This window comes from Verrucomicrobiia bacterium, from assembly GCA_035489575.1.
Lineage (GTDB): Bacteria > Patescibacteriota > Saccharimonadia > Saccharimonadales > JAGQNK01 > DATHJY01.
On record DATHJY010000002.1, the window covers coordinates 22,158 to 40,165 of the forward strand.

Annotated in this window: 12 protein-coding genes and 1 tRNA gene; 7 read left to right on the forward strand and 6 right to left on the reverse strand. The window is 44.9% G+C overall.

All coding sequences use genetic code 11. The features are described 5' to 3' along the window. Positions 1–2 precede the first annotated feature (2 nt). Complete coding sequence (locus VK694_00395; protein HTE57181.1) at positions 3–488, forward strand: hypothetical protein; 486 nt, start codon at positions 3–5, stop codon at positions 486–488. A gap of 15 nt (positions 489–503) precedes the next feature. Here VK694_00395 and VK694_00400 read toward each other — a convergent pair whose 3' ends face one another. Together VK694_00400 and VK694_00405 are read right to left on the reverse strand one after the other, a co-directional pair. Next, positions 504–1,478 carry a M23 family metallopeptidase gene (locus VK694_00400; GenBank protein HTE57182.1) on the reverse strand — a complete coding sequence of 325 codons (975 nt, stop codon included), beginning with the start codon at positions 1,476–1,478 and terminating at the stop codon, positions 504–506. Between the two features lie 201 nt (positions 1,479–1,679). After that, a complete protein-coding gene (locus VK694_00405) occupies positions 1,680–2,885 on the reverse strand; it encodes a hypothetical protein (GenBank protein HTE57183.1) in 1,206 nt (401 codons plus the stop codon). A 511-nt stretch (positions 2,886–3,396) separates the two neighbouring features. Here VK694_00405 and VK694_00410 point away from each other — a divergent pair. Continuing rightward, positions 3,397–3,473: transfer RNA gene (locus tag VK694_00410), tRNA-Lys, on the forward strand. A gap of 1,760 nt (positions 3,474–5,233) precedes the next feature. Here the strand turns inward: VK694_00410 and VK694_00415 are convergent. The 3 genes from VK694_00415 to VK694_00425 all read right to left on the reverse strand — a co-directional run bounded on the left by VK694_00415 (position 5,234) and on the right by VK694_00425 (position 6,420). After that, on the reverse strand, positions 5,234–5,422 hold the full coding sequence (locus tag VK694_00415) for a hypothetical protein (GenBank protein HTE57184.1): 189 nt from the start codon (positions 5,420–5,422) through the stop codon (positions 5,234–5,236). A gap of 47 nt (positions 5,423–5,469) precedes the next feature. Further along, positions 5,470–5,982 (reverse strand): hypothetical protein, encoded by a 513-nt coding sequence (locus VK694_00420; GenBank protein HTE57185.1) that lies wholly within the window; start codon positions 5,980–5,982, stop codon positions 5,470–5,472. Positions 5,983–6,177: 195 nt separating this feature from the next. Then, positions 6,178–6,420 (reverse strand): DUF5659 domain-containing protein, encoded by a 243-nt coding sequence (locus tag VK694_00425; protein HTE57186.1) that lies wholly within the window; start codon positions 6,418–6,420, stop codon positions 6,178–6,180. Between the two features lie 216 nt (positions 6,421–6,636). Here VK694_00425 and VK694_00430 point away from each other — a divergent pair, with 216 nt between their 5' ends. The 5 genes from VK694_00430 (at position 6,637) to VK694_00450 (ending at position 16,926) form a co-directional block, all read left to right on the forward strand. Then, on the forward strand, positions 6,637–7,350 hold the full coding sequence (locus tag VK694_00430) for a hypothetical protein (protein HTE57187.1): 714 nt from the start codon (positions 6,637–6,639) through the stop codon (positions 7,348–7,350). A gap of 72 nt (positions 7,351–7,422) precedes the next feature. Next, on the forward strand, positions 7,423–10,011 hold the full coding sequence (locus VK694_00435) for a DrmE family protein (protein ID HTE57188.1): 2,589 nt from the start codon (positions 7,423–7,425) through the stop codon (positions 10,009–10,011). After that, the gene (locus VK694_00440; protein HTE57189.1) at positions 10,008–11,723 is read left to right on the forward strand and encodes an NERD domain-containing protein/DEAD/DEAH box helicase; all 1,716 of its coding nucleotides are present in this window, start codon (positions 10,008–10,010) and stop codon (positions 11,721–11,723) included. Before VK694_00435 ends, VK694_00440 begins: the two co-directional genes overlap by 4 nt. A 21-nt stretch (positions 11,724–11,744) precedes the next feature. Then, positions 11,745–15,110, forward strand: a complete 3,366-nt coding sequence (locus tag VK694_00445) for a helicase-related protein (protein ID HTE57190.1) — start codon at positions 11,745–11,747, stop codon at positions 15,108–15,110. Next, positions 15,103–16,926: a DUF1998 domain-containing protein gene (locus VK694_00450; GenBank protein ID HTE57191.1), complete on the forward strand. Its 1,824-nt coding sequence runs from the start codon at positions 15,103–15,105 to the stop codon at positions 16,924–16,926. The genes VK694_00445 and VK694_00450 overlap by 8 nt, the downstream gene beginning before the upstream one ends. On the opposite strand, the gene VK694_00455 is transcribed toward VK694_00450, so the two are convergent. Continuing rightward, positions 16,913–17,941, reverse strand: a complete 1,029-nt coding sequence (locus VK694_00455) for a DNA cytosine methyltransferase (protein HTE57192.1) — start codon at positions 17,939–17,941, stop codon at positions 16,913–16,915. The genes VK694_00450 and VK694_00455 overlap by 14 nt on opposite strands. Positions 17,942–18,008 lie beyond the last annotated feature (67 nt).

Here is an 18,008-nt window from a genome sequence, read left to right on the forward strand (position 1 = left end):
ATATGACACCTCTTATAGTATTGGCTGCTGCAGCATGCGTGCCTGTGGTGCTGGCACTTGTGTTTCGTGTGAGCGCCGTGAAGCTGTTTGTGTCCATGTCCGCCGGTTATTTGTTGGTGCAGTTTGTTGGTGACGATGCCGGTTTGGCAGCTGGGGCGTTTATACGCGGAGCCAACACGCCCATGGCCACACAGATTGCTTTGCTACTAGCGCCCACGTTGTTTACCCTGCTGCTTATGCGCAAGTCCTTGCCCAGCTCTAAGCTGCCACTGCACATTTTGCCCCTGATAGCTATTGGCGCTTCACTGGCAGTTCTGACGCTGCCGCTGGTGCCGAGCCATATCCAAAAACAAGTGTTTGATGCACCGCATGGTGACGTACTGCGGGACGCCCAAGACGTCGCCGTTGCGCTGGCTGCTGTGTTAACGCTGGTACTTATGTGGGCAACTGGCCGCAATAAAGAGGACAAAAAGCGCGGCAAACACTAGGTAAGGTTGTCGTCTTTAGGGCTGGCCACTCACGAACTGCCGAGGATCTGCTGCCTGTCCGTTCACTCTGATTTCAAAGTGCAGGTGGGTGCCCGTAGAGGCGCCGGTTGATCCTTCGAAACCGAGCGTGGTGTCTAGGTTCACCTCTTGACCTATCTGTACGGCAATCGAGGCCAGGTGGGCGTATACCGATGTCACGCCGTTTCCATGATCGACAACCACGTGGTTGCCGAGCCCCTGATAGGAGCGAATGGTGTCTATGACTCGTCCTGGCCTAAAAGGCTTGATGGGTGTGACGCCCGAGCGCTGTCCGTCGCTGATGTCTAGGCCGGTGTGCGTTCGCTGGTACGGCCAGTGAGCCACACCGAACGCGGTGGTGACAGCGCCCTGGATTGGCCACTGTGGACCGGCAGTGGGCGCAGCAGGAAGTACGGCTGGTGCCGGAGGCAGGGCGGCAATGGCCGCTTGCAGCTCGGGCGAATTTGGATCGATTATTGGTACCTCTACGTGGTCGGAGGGTCTTATGACTGCACTGACGACAGAGGTGTTAGAGACAAACTTCAGAAGCTTTCCAGGTGCGCCAAACACAAGGGCAGCGCTTCTGAAGGCCGCATTGCCAACAAATCCCAGGCCCTTGGCCACGCCACGAGCTACTGCAACTACGCCGCTGCCTGCGCGCCGGGCTATCAGTTTGCTGGTTCGCGCTGTGGCTGCCGAGGCTGATTGGGTGTCCTCGTGAATCGTATGTGCGGCCGCGGTCATGTTTTTGCCAAACCGGTCCACGGCCAAGGTCATGCCGGTGGTGACTACGTTTGGGTCGTCGGATGGTGCGTCTACAATCTGGACATCGGCTGTGCTACTGGCCTGGGCCTCGGCACTTCCGGTCTCTAGGGTCGTAAAGAGGATAGCTGCCAGAAAAAGAACGACAATAATAAGCGCACCGACAAAAAGAAACCGTAGCTTGTATAAAAGTGTATCTGAGTGATTCATATCCACTCTATCGACGTATAGTCCTGAAAGTACAGATTATACACTAAATTTGCATATATTACCCGTATAATTAATAAAAATAAGCATATGTGTTATTGCGTGCGGTGGAGGGGTGGTGATACAGAAGTGGTGTCCGAGGACTACCAAACCTCTGCGGCATTGCCCACACTCACCGCACGACTTACTCCGTCCTCGCCTGAACTAGGTGGACCACGGGCCACTAACTATCTCGACCTCGTCAAGCTCTAGCTCGCGGTTGATGAGCACGATTGGCTGCTGGTAGCGGAGGCCTGGATAGGTCGCAATTTGCATCAGTGAAGCAGCTCGAGTCCGTCCTGCAATCTCTCGCTCCGCAGAGCCCAGGTTACTAGAAAGTAGGTCACGTCTCGATAGTCGGTGATACCAGGACACGTACGGCGAGTTATCTGCAACATAGATACCTTCTGCACGTTTGGGCACTACCCGGAATACATAGGAGTTTAGGGGTGATTGCCACGGGAGTCCGGGTATGACCAACTCATCAAGGTGTGTGGAGGTCTGCACTTCGCCAAAGCCGCACCACAGAAAGCTGGAATATGCCTCCCTGGGAGCGTTACTAAGAACGGGATAACACAGCAAGCTGTAGTTACCGACTGCCATGCCGTAGCGCAGATCTGGCTCGACACTGACGTTTTGTCCGAACAAGACACGAAGATAGTCCTCTTTGTCGCCGAAGCAGAAGATTGGCGGTATCCCATCTGGCAGTGGTGTGTTGATCTGCGGGAAGGCGTTGACCTTCTCGGTGGCTTCAGGAGTCCGGAGGATCCAGTCCAGCAGGTTGCTCCGGAGCCACTGGGCGAAGTCTTCGAACACTTCATCGGTGTCGTACATAGTCGGCTCGTCGCCCACGGGGTCGTATTCGAAGTTGTCGCTGGTATGCACCAACAGCGATGGACCGCTGCCGGCATGCGTGTGACGCCGGTCGCTGGCGTTGCAGAAGCAGTCTCCGGTGTAGCGCAGGTACCAGCGGGGCACTCGATCAGCCTTGCTGCTAGATTTCGGCTGAACGGATACCCACCGCTCTTTGTCTGCCAGCCAGTCGGTGCCGGCGTAGACGTAGTAGACGGGACTCAACCAGTTGTGGTAAACCATAATGTGCTGGCGCGGGATGATCACTTCTGTTGCGCCTATGACACTCTGGCTTCCGTGGAATGTATGACATCCAAGGGTCACCTTGAAGTCAGCGCCCTGGATCTCTGAGACCATCCGATACTTGGCGGCTCCAGTCCCAAAAGTACGAAAATTTACCAGAATGCCCGGTACGTCCCAGTTGCGCGCTTCTAATGCCCGGACTATTTCGTCACAGACTTTGTCAAAAAGGAACCGGCGCGAATTGGGATACAGAAACAAAGGCTCTGCAAGCGGCATGTAGTGCCACCTTTCAGATAGGACGGATGTGTAAGAACTTTCTCACGAATGTTCGTGAAAGTAGATAAACTATATAAACTTTTCGTAACTAGGTCAATCGGCTCCCATCTGTAAATCATTGACATTTTGCCCAAAATAAACATAATGTAAGAAGTTAATTTCTCGCAGCACTGTCTTTCTACAGCCCTGCCCGTTGTCCAAACCAAGCAAACTGTGTCCGGCTGTTTGGGCAACGGAAGAGGAAGCGGCTTGTTGGGCTGCCCACAGTTGGCGAGCAAACTTGTTTTGTCGCCAGCTTGCGGCAGCCCAGCATTACACGCTAACGCGGGCCCATAGCTCAGCCGGTTAGAGTGAGAAATGCCTGTGGCATTTCGCAAGGGAACCTTCCGATGAAAACTTGTTTTCAGTCGCGAAGTTCCGGGGTCGCTGAAAGTGACCCTGCCTTTTAAGAAGGGTGAGAGGTGAGTCGTGGGTTCCCCTGACAGCTGCCGTACATTACAATCATTTTTGTGGGCCCATAGCTCAGCCGGTTAGAGCACCTGCCTTTTAAGCAGGGTGTCGTGGGTTCGAGTCCCACTGGGCCCTCCAAGAACTTATAACTGGCTCAAGAGCCGCTTCCATATCTCTGGTGGCGGCGTTTTTGTTTTCGGTTCGTACCTTCAAGAAACTTCTCTCAATTTCTGGGTATTTTTCGCCTATTGGGACGAGCCATTCATTCGGCTCTATAAAGAGTCTGTTATCTTGTAGCACAAGGTTTTTGCCTAAGGTCTTGAGTATCTCACGTTTGGTTCGTATGTCGCCGCTTTGGAAATGGATACGAGCGTAGGCAGCAAAGTTAAATGCTTTCTCGTTTAGCTCCATCCAATTCTCGGCTCGCTTCTCCGTATTCCGTAGCTGCTGGTCCAGGCTATCAATATCAACTTGCAGACGGCTTTTCTGATGCTTGTACTCCTCCTCATCTATCAACTCACGGTGTAGATAGTCAATGAGGCTGTCCCGCTGCGACTGCAGCTGCGCTCGTTTCTTGACGTTCTTGCCGTACATCCGCTCACGTTCGCTAACTTCAAGCTTATTGTTGCGGCGTAGTATCTTGAGTGCCAAGTCTTTGAACTCAGGGATTATCGTATACTTGCCCAGCTCCTCGTCTATATTGCTTTCAATGACCTCCAGTGGGGTATACACGGTCTGGTTGCAAGGACGGTCCATACTTTTTCGTGAGCAGTAATAGTAAACATATGTTTTGTACTGTCCCTCGCTTTTTACGTACTTGGTGCGATGACGTGCCTGGACCAAACAATTACAAATGCCACAGCGAATCATACTGCTGAATGCGTAGTCAAAGTTACCGACACGGTGGTTGCCACGGTCGCCAAGTATCTGCTGAACTGTTTTGTACTCTTCCCAGGTAATCATCGGCTCGTAGTTACCCTTATGCAGGATTCCGTTATGCTCAAAATATCCAGCGTAGAAAGGGTTCCTGAAAATACGATACAGTTCGCTCTTACCTATGAGCTTGCCACCTGTCTTCGGTGTTTTCGGCATAACGAAGTTCATTTCTTCGAAGGCAATCTTCCATATTTGGCTTGGCGTGTATCCACCACCTAATAGGAAGGCAAACATACGCCTAACATCTTCATACCGCTCGGGGTCCTTACCGGTTTCCGTAACTATCTTATTGTCTTTCGGGCGAATAATGACCTGACCGTTGCTGTCTAATTGGGGTACTTTCATATATCCAGGAGGCACACGTCCTGGCTTTTCGCCAGTACCAGCCTTGGTTGCCAGCCCGCGCTTAACGTCCTTACCTTGTTTGGTGCTTTCGTACTGAGACTGGTTCATTGTCATCTGCAGCATCATTATGCCTTCGGGCGAACTGTCAAAATTGTAAGAGCAGAACTTTAGGTCTTTTAAGGCTCCTCGCAACATATAAGTAATTTCGGCACTATCGATTTCATTTCTTGATAACCGGTTAGGGTGCCAAGCAACGATTGCATCTGCTTCGCCGTTTTTTATTGCGTCCATTAACTCTCTGAATACTGGTCGTCCAGGTGTAAAAGCACTTTTACTTTCAGGGTCCATCCACCTGACAATATTCAGGTTACCGAACTGGCTTTTTATATTTTCAATCTGGCTAAGATGCGACAGTTCCTGCTTTTCTTTGCTTTCGGATGATTTGCGTACGTAGGCGATATATCGCAGTTTCTGGGTTTTCATAACACTCTCCTTGAGTCCAAAAAGGGACGGTTCCTGTTGACCCAGTTACCAAGAAGGCTTCTGGCAGAACCGCCCCTTAACAGGCAGAAGTGCATAAAAAAACTTCTTGGCACGAACTGGGTCAACGCTTAATATTATACCTCCTTTGGCTTATTTATTGCTGCGTTCACTTTTAATACGATTCCATTAATCATTTGAAGCGACTGCTGCAGCTGCGTATTATCAGGCTCCTTTTCCAGATGGTCGATTACAGTCTCACGGTCTAATAGGACTGCAAAGCCTATCTCTCTCAACTCATCTCTACTAAAACTTACCTTAATCATTTCATCTCCTTTATTAATAGTTGAATGGCTGCTGCGGTTAAAAAGGCCTAGGGTCCACGGACCGATTTGCTAGCTATCAGTCTTTGCCGGTGTTGCTGGAAGTTATTTTTATTAACCGCTGCTACGGTATTTTTTGTAGTAGTCTCTCTGGTAATCTTTGTAATAGTTTCGCCATTTGGGACATAGTAGTTCGGTGGATTTGGGTAATCCAGTTTGCGGGATTCCTTCAAACTGGGAAGAATATTATGTAGTTCTTCCAGTTTTACTCTGAAGTGTCGTTTTGCAGGTACTTGAGCCAGCTTGTAATCAATAACATCGAGCTTGACGAGCTTCTTAATGGCTGTTTCTTGATTACTACGTGTTAAGCCCGTCTCCGCTTCGATGTCCGCAGCAGTCTTGTATATCCAGCCAGATTTATCCTTGCCCTTACCGTGCCAATAAAGCAACTGTGAAAGTAACAGCCCTGCGTTTACACCGAACACTTGGCCAAGACCACCTATGTAAAGCAGTGGCTTCTTTGAAAAATATTTAGCTATCGCTTGCTGCTCGGGCTTGCTCATTACTAGTATCCTCATATTCATTTTTTGCGGTATACGCTGCTGACTGCTCTTGTGTGATTGGCTTGTAGACCTCATACATCTGACGCACCAAGCACAAAAGCTGGTGTCGTGCAGTTTTTTCGTCCAGCTCAATCCCGAACTTTGTCTTATAAAGTTGTTGGAACTGCCGTATATCAGAGGTAGTCAGGTCCATTACTACTCTCCGTAAATCCTGCTTTTAAGTCGCTTTGTATTCTCGAAATATCCAAGTGCACCAACGGCCAAGGAACCATTCCAGTACTCCTGAACTAGGCTGTTGACCTCTGTCGATTCAACAAATACAAAAACAGCTCGTCTGGGGTTTTCCTTGTTAACCCTGACGAGCAGCACGTTACAGGCAAGCAGTGCAGCTGCTAAGCCTAAGTCTGATGTCTCATAGTAATTTTCTGCCGTATTCATTTCCTAGTCCCTTGACCGAGACAGGAAATAAAAAAGTCGCTAAGACAGAATTATTCCCTATTTCGGGAACGAAACTGTCTTAACGACATTTATTCGATTAAATTTCTAATGTACTACCCCTATTATACCATTTGTTAACGGCACTTAAAGCATTTTGTTACAATTAAATCAAAAGATGAGTATGAAAATCCAAATAATAAGAATTGGAGCATACTCGTGGCAACAGAGACTACAAGTAAAAAGGTTGGAAGGCCGTCCAAAAAGGACGACGAGAGCTTTGATGCTGTCAAAAAATTACTGGCTGCTTTTTGGCGTGGTGCAAACGTAACCGAGGCCTGCATTTACGCTGGTATATCTCGTGAAACGTACTATCACTGGTGTCGTGAAATACCAGAGTTTTCTGACACTATTGCTGCTGCCAGAACAAAAGTCAGCGAGAACGCAAAGGCGGTAATTGTCGATGCCATAGATAACGGCGATATTAGTGCAGCAAAATGGTGGTTAGAGCGTAGGAATAAAAAGGAATTTGGGCCAAACGCAGTTGATGACCCTGAAATGCCGACTGAAACAGAAATACTAGAGGCGCAGCTGCAGCAAAACATTAACAAGGGCATTGCGGACAAATACAGAGTCTACCTCTTCCGTAAGCGAGAGGAACATCTGGCTGCGTACAGCAAGAAAGATGAATATATGATTTCCAGAATTGACAGGCTGATGCAGCTGTCTGACAAGGAACTTGCTGATTATGCTGGCGTTGAAGTATGGGCAACTGGCTCTGATTACGCAGGGGTCAGGAGACAGTTGATAATAAGGTTCGGTGGCGAAAACTACGAAGACCTAATTCCGTTGGCCGAAGAAACAGCAGAAAAATACGATTCAATGATAACAAGTGAGCCAGCCCCAGACAGTAAAAACTATACTACACAATAATTCCATTTAGTTTTACCCCGTTACAGAGTACAATAAGATACAAATAACAGATGAATATGACGATGTAGACTTATGCAAGACACGATTGACGACCAGAAACTTACCAAGGACTTCTTTCGCTTGCAAATTGAACAGCGTGATAATACCTACAACAAAAGCTTTTTCGACGAGATAAATTCCAGGCTAATATTTGAGCAGTTAAAGGAGCCGGACGACCTTAAAGACGACTTAGCTCTAGTTACGCCAGAGGACCCTACCGTTCTCCTTATGGTGGTTGTCGAGAGTCTCCTTGCCCTGTTAAAGTATGACGTTTCTAGCGGCAGCAAAACAACTCTAAAAGATATTAAACCTGGCGATAGTGTTGGGCTAATTGAGAATCGAGTAATGTATCCCGGGCAGTTCCTGGGTAAGACTGTAATCCATGGAAAGAATTACTTTTCAGTTAAAAGGCTCGACAATGGAATGGTGGAAAGTATCCCTGAAGGTACGGGTAGGGAGTGGAGAATACAGCCGTACACATCGACAGACAATGCGAGTCGTACGCGAAGAACGAAAGTATATGGTAAGAAAATCGAGCATATGTTGGAACTACCCAGCGGAGGATTAAAAACTTTTCAAAAATCAAAAATGCTTGTTGTAGCACCTGATAAAAGTGGCTTAATAGATGCAATCCGTGGAGTAAAGATTGGGGACGACCCGCTAGAGGCTATTTTCCCAATAGCAGATTACACTTCAACGGAAGACTGGCATTACGTCGGCTCGTTTGGTCTTAATAACCTAAAGCAGGAGCCAATAATTGGATTAGTAGCAAATTGCGACATGGCTGTTGATATAGCAATGAAGGACCCGTCATACAAACTACTGGTGGTTGACAGTGCCTCCAAGCTTCGAGCACATTATGGAAGTATTGAAAGATTAAATTCGGATACAAATCCTAGGAAAGTTCTTTGCTTGCTCCGTTCTGCAGATGAAGACGAATTAAAGACGTTGCATTCTATGGGAATCGAAAGTTATGTATGGAAAAGGGGAGATTTTAAGGGTATTGATACTGCTTCCTATCTACAAGAAAACCCAAACGAGCCCTTTGATAAACATAGCCAGATAGTCAGCTATTTGGCCGGGGAAGAGCCTGAGTTTCGTGAAATAAGTCTTCCAACCGACATAGAAAAGCAAGTCGAAGAATCTTACAGAATCCTCTACTCGCTGAGCAAACAGGTATCCCCTCTTCCGGAATCAGGCATTTTAATTCGCTGGGGAATCTCACTAATAAATGGCTGGCTGCAACTGCCTTTTACTATCTATGACTTCCATGAATATATTGCCAAATACAACATTCCGACTAAGAGAATGGATGAAAAATATTCGGATTTCAAAAATCGAATTAGGGAATCCTACGGTCTCCTTATTCCTGCAATGCATTCAAGTATGTGCGAAGAACTTATTTCTAAGATGGATACATTATACGAATACTTCTCAAAGCATAGTCCAAAAAGCGAAGCAATTCTGGCTTTACTAGAAACAAATACCAACGATGCTACTTATGTTTATTGCTGCAGCCCTCAATATACGGCTGCTTTCAATAAGCTGAGGGGTAACAAGCGAATTCAAGCCAAAAATATTGAACAGCTAAGTTCGATGCCAGTAAAACGTGGAATTATTACAGGTTGGAGTAATAGAAGAAACGCTGCTCAAGGCTTTCTTGCACCAGTAAAGAACCCCGTATTCATTCTGTACCGCAAGGAACTGGAAAGTCTGCAGCGTGTTTATAAGACTCATCCTAGCTCTCCTGAGTCATCGTATGACAAAGTAGCCAGACAATCCCTCGGTGGTGTTGATACTACCTCAAGCGTTACTCTCTCGGACTCAGAAGAAGGCCAGTCCATAGAGTCGATTCTGGAGTACATTACACAGAAATTTAACACACCGCTCTATCCCAATTACGATTCCTCATACAACGGTACCGAACAAGAGGGTGTAGAAGCTCGCCAGATACAGTTTGATGATGGAACAATGGTTTATGCTGATGCCCAACACAAGTTTGATAAGCTAGAGCGTTCGAAGCACAAGATACTTAGAAGCAAAACAATCGAGATTAGTGAAGGCGATGAACTTGTATTTGCTGATTCCGAACGCAGTATGTTTGAAGAGTTACTCAGCATCTTGAAAGAATCAGAAGAGTACAGGAGCGTAGCAGCTACTGCGAATATCTGGAGAGACGCGTTACAAAAATACGTAGAAAGCAGTAATTCATCTGACCAGGAACTGGCTGGCATGTTTAGGTTAGTCGGCTGTCCTCGAACAATACACACTATTCGCTCATGGCTAAGCGGTAATGTAATTGGTCCGTCCAATGATAACTATGCTGCGATTGAGGCCATTGCTAGAATTACCAAGGACCAGGCATTGATAGCAAATCGTGATGAGGTAATACGAGCGTGTAAGACTCTCCATGCTCTTCACGTTAAAACTGGCTGGCTCCTAGTAAGGAATATTATTAATTCAGCGATTGAACCAGACGACAGCGATGTAAATGAGGAAACACGTGAAAGGCTACAAGCCTATTCGGGAAGTTCTCGCATCGCAATCGTGAAATCAATATCAGAACAAACTTTCAGTGTGCCTGTCTCAGAAATCGGCAGATTAAATGAGGGTTTCTCATGAGAACACTCCCACCATTCATCCATAAGACTACAAGTAATGCTGAGCGTAAGTTATTTAAAATCATCAAAGAATCGGAAAATCTTGATAACTGGTATTGCCTTCATTCTCTTGGGCTCAGCAAACATTTATCAAAACGCGAAGGCGAGATAGATATTTTGCTTGTAGGCCCAGCTGGCGTATTTGTTATTGAAATAAAAGGTGGCCGCGTGCGTCGTGAAAATGGGGTGTGGAAATTCACTGACCGCTATGGACGCGTGTCCGAAAAGCGTGAATCGCCATTCACACAAGCACGGTCTGCAATGTATTCACTAAGAGCAGACTTAGCTCAACAGTTTGACACCAATATCAACCAATACTTATTCGGTTATGGTGTAGCATTACCAGATATACAATTTACCACCGAGTCGCCCGAGTGGGACCTGCAAACTGTGTTTGATGTACGCGACACCAATATGCCTTTTGAGGATTACTTAAATAGGCTCATTGGAAACTGGAAGTCTAGACAACGTTCCGCGAAGCAGCTTACAAAGAAAGAAATCAGTGAGATTGTTAAATATGTGAGAGGCGATTTCGAAACCATATTCCCAATTAGTGTTGCAATATCTGACTCGGAAGCAGAGATTATCAAATTAACTGACGAACAATTCATGTGTCTTGATGCAATGGCAGAAAATAAACGTGTTCTTTTCCAAGGAGCGGCCGGAACGGGGAAGACGTTGTTGGCGGCAGAACAAGCCAAACGGAACGAAGCACAAGGCATTAGAACTCTTCTTCTCTGCTATAACAAGTTCCTAGCTGCATGTCTGGACGAGTCGCTAAACAAAACCGAGAAAATGCAACATGTTGACGTAAAAACAATTCATAGCTTTTTCCACGACACAATTACTCAGGCTGGACTTGAGCAGGGCCTCAAAACTGCTCAATCAAACGATAATAATGAGCTTTACCAGCAAGTGTATCCGGAGTTGTTTAATAAGGCCTGGAGTGATGAATACTCTTACGACGCAATAATTATCGATGAAGCACAGGACGTCCTTTCAGATACATACATCAATTGCCTAAGTAGGGCTGTCCGAGGCGGCATTGAAGATGGTAGATGGACCGTTTTTCTTGACCCAGAGAATCAGAAAAACATGTTTTTGAATCTAGATGAAAAAACCTTTAGTAAATTAAAAGCGCTATCTGTTACCTATAAGTTGAGTATAAACTGCAGAAACACTAAACCAATTGCGATTCAAACAGAAATTATCTCGGGCATAAAAGCACCTACAGTAAATAAGCTAGAAGGTATACCTGTTCGCTATGTGTGGTTTCAAGATGATGCAGACCAGGCTAATAAAGTTAGTTACGAAATAAACAAACTGCTTGATGGCCGAGTCTCGGCAAACGATATTACCATCCTGTCGCCAAAAAGATATAGTTCGTCCTTGGCGGGCAGTGGTCGTCTAAGGACAAAACAGCCTTTGTTGCTTCTAGATACAGACAATATAAGGAGCGAACGTGGAGAAAAGATAGCTTATACTTCTATACAGAGCTATAAGGGTCTAGAGAGTTCTGTAGTCATATTGACTGACATCAGTGAGCTAAACCGCGACTGGGATAAAGTAGTCAATTATGTTGGCTTTACTCGTGCCAGGACGGCACTTGTGGTGGCAGTAAAGAGTACCTTGAAGCCAGAGTACAGGAATAAGTTAAAAGAACTTTACGAGTAACCGTATAAGATAATGATGAACATGAAGAATAATCCCTACCAAGACTTTAGACAGGAAATGATAGATTTCCTCGAATTAGATATTATTGGACCCAAATCTGGTATCGAAGTAATCGAGGAAGCACCAACTTCACGATATTCCGCTGGGATACTTTTCCCTCAACTTGTCGATAACGATGAAGAAGTTAACGAGAGAAAAGAAAAACTTGATATGCGTTCTAGGGACGAAGAAGAAGGCACTATTGAATATGCCACTTCATTTTTCCCATCCGCGATGGGAATTAGTTTTTCAATCGACGATACAGTCAGGCAGTTAATTATTCAGGTTGATACAGCCAGGTATGATTCTCTAGAAAGTTCAGACCTTGGACTGGTTTCTTGTCGAGCGACAAGTATTAGTGATGCTTATATGCAGAATGCTGCGTTTACTGAAAAATTTGATTATAAAGATGGGCAACTATCTTTGAAGTCCAGTTTCTCAAAAACTGAGAGAGATTACTTTATATCAGTTCATCCTGACAACAAACAGTTTGCAAAAATTCTTTATAAAATGTTTCGGCTACAGAACGGCTGGAAACGAATCCCTATCAGCGAAAAAGTTGAGCTAAACTTAACGGGTTCAAGAACAGAATACAAAATCGAAGGGGAGCAGCTACAGATTGTAGTCATATCGAAGCCTTCACGTAACGGCAAGAAACTGTGCACCGTTAGTCTTATTAATACATCCAAAACGTCTCAGTCACAGAACGACCATAAATTAGCTTACTTTCAGACTTCAATTAAGCTCACTAGCAAGTCTGGCGTTGAAGTTTTCGAGGACCTTAGTACGACTGAATATATAAGCAGTGACCCAGAAGAGGCATCCTTGAAGTTGCTTTTTAGGAATAAGAGATACTTTGCTACTGGCCATGGCTGCTCTGCGGATTGGGAGAGCGGTGGTAAGCTTGCGAGTGCGGTATATTCAGTGACAATTCCTCGACATATCATCCCTCAAATGAGTTTTGACATTAAATCGCGAGACGGGTCCAACGTCCCAAATTTAAAAATGGCTACACTAGCCTATTCAAAACAGGATGAGATTATAAAAGAATTAAAATTACTTGTAGCTACTTATGAAAATTGGATAGATGACCTGTCTGCACAATCTAAAACTTTAGATAAAAGCCTTAATAGCGTGTCACTTGAGCACATAGAGTCATGTCGAGAATCAGCGAGCAGGATGAACTCTGGAATTAATTTTCTAGGAAAAAATCCAAAAGCTATGCGTGCATTTAATCTTGCCAACGAGGCGATGTTAATGCAAAGAGTGCACACAAATCTCCAATCAAAAAAGAAGTTTCCTGATGAAGGGCACGCAATGCCTGATTCGTATGATGATTCTGATGCTAAGAAGCCAGCAACGTGGCGGCCTTTTCAGATAGCCTTCTTATTAATGGAGGTTGAGTCTCTCGTAAATAACGAAAGCAATTTCAAAGATATAGTGGACTTAATTTGGTTTCCTACTGGTGGTGGTAAAACTGAAGCGTATCTTGGCTTAACTGCGTTTACTATTTTCTATAGAAGACTTACACACTCGGATGATGAATCGGGGGGTACGACAGTAATAATGAGATATACTCTGAGACTTTTGACCTCGCAACAGTTTCAGAGAGCCTGCACACTTATTTGTGCCTGCGAAAAACTTCGCTCTAACAGCTCAGACTTAGGAGATACGGCGATAACAATTGGTCTATGGCTGGGACAATCTACGCCATATTCAATCAAAGATGCTGAATTTCGATTAGCTGACCTGATGAGGCAGGTTGATGGCAGCTACAATAATCCATTCCAAGTTCTAAGCTGTCCTTGGTGCGGGACTCACATGGTTAAAAAACAATCAAAAGGCGTAAATGCTTACAGGGCTATAACACGTCCACGTCATCGTTTTGTAATGTATTGCCCTAACCGTGGATGTGATTTTTTTGACGAACTCCCGATTAGTATCGTTGATGAAGACGTATACCACCAAGCACCGACTCTCTTGTTTGGAACAGTAGATAAGTTTGCTATGTTGCCATGGAAACCCGAAGCATCAAAAATCTTTGCACTCGACGAAGGCAATAAGAACCTTTCGCCCGAATTAATAATTCAAGATGAGCTGCATTTAATCTCGGGCTCACTGGGTACGGTAGTTGGCTTATACGAATCAGCGATTGACCTAATGTGCTCTGCCAAAGGTAGTAAGCCAAAAATAATTGCATCAACGGCCACTATTCGCCGTGCGAAACAACAATGTAACGCACTTTATGCTCGAGACTTCAGACAATTTCCTTCGCCCGGTCTCGATGCTAGTGATTCATTTTTTGCACGCGAGGCAGATGTTACTAGCGATAGCCCAGGGAGACTATACATAGGAGTTATGCCGTCAGGAACTACATCTACCTGGATGCAAATCAAATTAATGGCAGGAATGTCACAAGGTGCTGAGTTTATAGTGGCTGATGACGAAGTTAAAGATAAGTTTTGGACACAAGTTGTCTATTGTAATAGTATCCGCGAATTAGGTACGTCTATGAGCTTAGCTTATGATGACGTAAAAGCTTACTCCGATTCAGTGGCCAAAAGACTTGGTAAAAAAGCACGCGTATATTCAGATAAGGATGTTCAAGAGCTTACGAGTCGAATATCCCCAGAATCAATCCCAAAAATATTGCAACGACTTAGTGTTGAGTACCCAAGCCAAGAAGTTATTGACACCCTTTTAGCGACAAACATGATTTCTGTTGGCGTTGATATTGACCGTCTAGGATTAATGTTAGTACTTGGACAACCAAAAACAACCTCAGAATATATCCAGGCAACTAGTCGTGTTGGTCGCGCGTATCCAGGCTTGGTTATAACCTTATATGGACCAACGAAGAGCCGTGACCGGTCGCACTATGAACAATTTGCAAAGTACCACCAGTCCCTTTATAGGTACGTAGAGCCAACTAGCGTTACACCGTTCTCCGCCCCAGTGAGAGAGAAAGCACTTCACGCTGTTATTATCACTCTTGTGCGTCATTACATGGGCATACAGTCAGGAAAAGAGCTTAGTAGTTTCAAGCCGAGTGATAAAAAATTCCAAGAAATAGTCGCCTCAATACTAAGTCGAGTTAAGCAGGTTGATGATACAGAAGTCGACAAAACTAAGGAAGAAATTGATAAAATAGCCGAAACAATATCAGAATTAGGACTGCTAGGAGATGGGGCGGTGTTCGGTTCTTCAAACCCCTTGGGTAATCATGGCAAAGCTGCGTTAATGCGTACCCCAGCTGATAAAAAAGGTGTGGGAAGGTACTCAACGTTACAATCAATGAGGAGCACAGACGTTGAGGCTTCAATTAGATTGGACCACGGACATGAGTAGATTTAGCAATGATAAAAATTCAAGTCAGCCTACGCTGAGACGCAGTCAAACAGTAACAACTTTCGGTATTGGTGCCATAGCTGACTTGCCAAACGCATCATTAATGGTGTGCGGAATTGATAAGTGGGACCCACAGCGAGGTATTAAATTATATGACCCACGCCTAGAAAAAAAATTAGGGGCTAACTACTTCTTAATGGCCCCGGAAGCACCAATTGATGGGATTGTCGCGGTCCGTTTTCCTAGATGGATGCGATGTCGAAATAAGTTACATAATGCCTTGATGCCGTTAGAGGATTGGCGAGAATCAGCAGTAGCAACATCACGCTTTAGTTCTTTCGATGAAAGACCTTATTGCCACGTTTGTTCGCTTGACTTGATACCTTCCAGGTTTGTCGTTGCTTGCCGGAAGGGACATATTGATGACTTCCCATTCATTGAATGGGCACATACAGGCAGAGATATTTGTAGTAAGCCAAAACTTGAATACAGAGAACTGGGAAACTCATCCAGCCTTTCAGGGATTATTATTCATTGTGGAACGTGTGGCTCGAGTAGAAGTATGGGTGGTTCGTTTGGTAGAGACAATATAGAGAAAATAGCTCACTGCAAAGGCTCTATGCCCTGGGAGATGATATGGAGTAGCCAATGTGGAGAAAATCTAACCACTCTGCAACGTGGTGGTACGAATGTACACTTCCCAGTAATTAAGAGTTCAATACTGATACCGCCTCATTCAACAGAGGGGCTGAAGTCAAGAATCATAGATACCCCTCTTTGGGCGGCATTTGAATCCCAGCAGAACGCAGAGGACTTAGAATTTTATCTTGAAAGAATATCAGCTCAACTTACTGAGCCTATTGAAAAGGTTCGAGCTATTGTGAACGAAATGATGGGAGATGACGAAGACAAGGGAGATGGTAAAAATGAGGAAGAGTACAGGTATGAGGAGTACCTGGCTTTCATGGGCGAGTATGACGATAGCCTTAACAATAAGAAAGATTTCCTTATTGAGAAGCAAGATGCCGCAAAGTATAAACTTTCCTTCGTTGACTCAGTCGTACTAGTAAAAAAACTTCGCGAAATCCGAGTACAAACAGGATTTTCTCGCATAAGACCTCCCCAAGCTTCTGATGATGCATCGGTAAAGGATGATGAAAAGATAGAAACTATGTCGGTCACGCAAAATAAACGTTTTCGATGGAAGCCAGGCTATGAAGTAAGAGGCGAAGGAATATTTATAGAATTTAAGCCAAGTCAACTTAGGCAATGGGCAAAAAATCCCAGAACAGCTGCTCATTACAAGAACTTACTTGTAAGGAACCAGAAAAACCCCGATTCATTTGGTGTTGTAGATGAATTAACGCCAGAGTTTATATTTTTGCACACACTAGCACATCTACTTGTTAGACAACTCAGTTTCGAATGTGGGTATTCGAGTTCTGCGTTAAGAGAACGGCTATACTGTACTTCAAGTTCAAAGGGTAAACCTATGTACGGGATTCTCATATACACCGCCGAAGGCGATTCGGACGGAACTCTCGGTGGGTTAGTAAGGCAGGGAGAGGCAGACTTATTCCCAGATACTGTCATGAAAGCAGTTACAGAGGCACAATGGTGCTCTAGCGACCCGTTATGCATTGAGTCTGATGGACAGGGTTACCAAGCTTTGAATTTAGCAGCATGCCATTCCTGCTGCATGTTACCTGAAACCTCATGTGAGTTGATGAATAGATACCTTGATAGAGCAGCAATTGTAGGTACACTAAGCGACCCAGAGATAGGTATATTCTCTGAGGAGCTTAACCAGCTATAGGCACGGCTTGGGTAACAAGGCTTGTTAGACCTGACTCTTCTTTAGCAGGAGCTTTAGCAATTTCTTCTTGAGAAAGCTGTTCGTAAACCTGATTCGCTAGAGATTCAATGACTGGCACACACACAGAGTTGCCAAACTGTCTGTAAGCAGGTGTTTTTGCTAAGGGAAGTTCAAATGAGTCTGGGAACCCCATTAGTCTTGCACACTCGCGCGGAGTTAGCATTCTTGGGTTTTTGCCTTTTTGCACAACCAGATTCTCGCGGCCATCCTTACCGTACCTGGACGTAAGCGTGTTAGCGATACCGTTTGGGTCAACCATGTAGTGTCTAAAGCCATGTCCCTTTTCCTGATTTCGTATAGTTCGGGCTTTATGGGACTCCCAAAGCCTGTCTGAAATCGTGAATCGTGAGTCAGGGTTTTTTTCAAATATTTCTTTTACTGAACTTACCTTAGGCTCAATATCCTTAAACTGGAATTTATTTTCAAGATTAGCTACCATATAAATTCTTTTTCTTCTCTGTGGTAGCAGAGTAGAAGCATCGATTACTTTGTATTCGAAAAGATAACCCATATCTTCAAGAGATTTTTTAATCGTTGCGAGCGTCTGACCCTTTTCGTGCTTTTCCAAATTAGCAACATTCTCCAAGAACACCACTGATGGCTTATGGTATTCAACAATTCTTATAATTTCAAAGAATAAGTTGCCCTGCTTTTCATCCTTAAAGCCATGAGCACGCTTTAGGCCATATCGAGCCGATATTCCAGCTAAAGAAAAGGGCTGGCAGGGGAAGCCAGCGCAAAGAACATCAAATTTGGGTATTTCTTGCTCATTCACATCGCGAATATCACGTGTGTCTATTTTGCCTTCAAAATTTGCTGCATAGGTAGCTGCTGCGCTCTTGTCATACTCGTTTGTGTATACGCACTCAAAACCAGCTCGTTCAAAACCAAGCCGAATACCGCCTATACCCGCAAATAAATCTATAAATTTAATACTTTTTTTGTGTTTTGACATTGGAATACTAATATATTTTACCATGCACACCCCCGAAGCCAGGTTGGTTTACTAAAGCCTCTGTACG

Bases quoted from the DNA above. Each gene is read 5' to 3' on its own strand.
- VK694_00400 (HTE57182.1), bottom strand. From the start codon at position 1,478: ATGAATCACTCAGATACACTTTTATACAAGCTACGGTTTCTTTTTGTC.
- VK694_00425 (HTE57186.1), bottom strand. From the start codon at position 6,420: ATGAATACGGCAGAAAATTACTATGAGACATCAGACTTAGGCTTAGCA.
- VK694_00420 (HTE57185.1), bottom strand. From the start codon at position 5,982: ATGAGCAAGCCCGAGCAGCAAGCGATAGCTAAATATTTTTCAAAGAAG.
- VK694_00415 (HTE57184.1), bottom strand. From the start codon at position 5,422: ATGATTAAGGTAAGTTTTAGTAGAGATGAGTTGAGAGAGATAGGCTTT.
- VK694_00445 (HTE57190.1), top strand. From the start codon at position 11,745: ATGAAGAATAATCCCTACCAAGACTTTAGACAGGAAATGATAGATTTC.
- VK694_00450 (HTE57191.1), top strand. From the start codon at position 15,103: ATGAGTAGATTTAGCAATGATAAAAATTCAAGTCAGCCTACGCTGAGA.
- VK694_00395 (HTE57181.1), top strand. From the start codon at position 3: ATGACACCTCTTATAGTATTGGCTGCTGCAGCATGCGTGCCTGTGGTG.
- VK694_00455 (HTE57192.1), bottom strand. From the start codon at position 17,941: ATGTCAAAACACAAAAAAAGTATTAAATTTATAGATTTATTTGCGGGT.
- VK694_00435 (HTE57188.1), top strand. From the start codon at position 7,423: ATGCAAGACACGATTGACGACCAGAAACTTACCAAGGACTTCTTTCGC.
- VK694_00405 (HTE57183.1), bottom strand. From the start codon at position 2,885: ATGCCGCTTGCAGAGCCTTTGTTTCTGTATCCCAATTCGCGCCGGTTC.
- VK694_00440 (HTE57189.1), top strand. From the start codon at position 10,008: ATGAGAACACTCCCACCATTCATCCATAAGACTACAAGTAATGCTGAG.